Raw genomic sequence first — 1,319 nt, forward strand, 5'->3', positions numbered from 1 at the left:
GGTGCACTGGTACAACACCCAGCGCCTCCACTCGTCGATCGGCTACCTGCCGCCGGTCGAATACGAACACCTCTACCATCAACAGAGCATCTCAGCCGAGGTGGCCTGAACCCGAGTCTCCACCGGATCCAGGACGGTTCATCTCGTGGATCCCCGATACGCATGGTCAGCGTGGCAAGCCGCGTCAACGAGAAGGTTCGCGACCGAGGATAATTCTGACCTTGTCGCCGTACGGCCTGACTGATCCGAGGCCCGGCCAGCTCTATTTGCTTTCGTGCCAGCGCAACGGGTGCAAGGGCCTTGCCAGTGCTGCCCATGTGCTCGGCTTCGTCGTAGTAGCACATCCAGGGCGCATACTCGCCCGGCGTGCGGTCGGCGAAATGCTCGTCTGAGCGCGCGACCTCATTCAGTGCCTCATCGGTGCGGCCGAGGGCAGCGAGAAACTGTGCTCGCAACGCCGCGAGCATCGCGCGGGTAGTTGCGGAGAGCCGGTCGGACCGCACTCGAGCAAGTTCGATCAATGACAGAGCATCATCGGTGCTGCGGGTGTAGGCGGTCATGCGTGCCATGTCGGCTAGCGTGCTTGCCCGTAGCTCCCATGAACCGGCAGAGTCCGCGCACCACAGCGCAAATCGGGCATGCTGCTCGGCTGCGGCGAAGTCGGCGACATCGAACGCGGCGAACGCCGCCACACCACTCAGATTTCCGATGGCTTCGAACAATGCGCCCTGTGTCGCAGGTGCGATCTCCCCGCGTAGAAGCGGCGCGAACCGGTACAGCTCTCGGGCTGCGGAAGTAGTGGCCGATCCGCCTCCATGAAGGTTTTCCGTGGCTGCGGCACGCCGCGCAGCCTCTTTCACCTCGTCGACATCGGAGCAAGCGACACTGCCGGTGAGCCTGGTCTCAGGTACATAATTGGCAGGCGCGAACTCTAAAATGAAGGGGCTGAAAACGTTTGCGGTGAGCGATGTACCAGGCTCGTCCATCCTGTGAGATGTGTTTGTGCGAGCCTGTCGCCTCATTTTCAGGTCGGCCTTGGCTTGGGCGCGAAGGGCGATCAGTTCGCCGTTGGCGCCGAGTGCGGTATCGAGCGCCGCGACGAGTTCTTGCGAGGGGAAAGTGGCGTCTTCCCACTCGGTCATCGAGACGTACTGGCGTGAGTATCCGACGCTGGCTGCTAGTGCGCGCTGGCTGAGCCCTGCGTCGAGCCGCAATCGCTTGATTTCGCGCGCCAGCTGGTCCGGTTGCTGGTTGCCGTTTAGTTGGCCTGCCGGGTCCCCTGTCCATGGGTCCATTCTGACCCATTACACGGGGGTGGG

At 62.7% G+C, this 1,319-nt stretch carries 1 protein-coding gene and 1 pseudogene; one reads left to right on the forward strand and one right to left on the reverse strand.

All coding sequences use genetic code 11. The annotated features are described in order from the left end of the window. Positions 1-109 (forward strand): IS3 family transposase (locus QH470_RS38080; RefSeq protein WP_342213397.1); only part of this gene is annotated, 109 nt, incomplete at its 5' end. Positions 110-206: 97 nt separating this feature from the next. Here the strand turns inward: QH470_RS38080 and QH470_RS38420 are convergent. Continuing rightward, positions 207-1,295, reverse strand: a pseudogene (locus QH470_RS38420) (helix-turn-helix domain-containing protein); the annotation flags it as partial. Positions 1,296-1,319 lie beyond the last annotated feature (24 nt).

Source organism: Nocardia wallacei (assembly GCF_029868745.1).
Classification (GTDB): Bacteria; Actinomycetota; Actinomycetes; order Mycobacteriales; family Mycobacteriaceae; genus Nocardia; species Nocardia wallacei_B.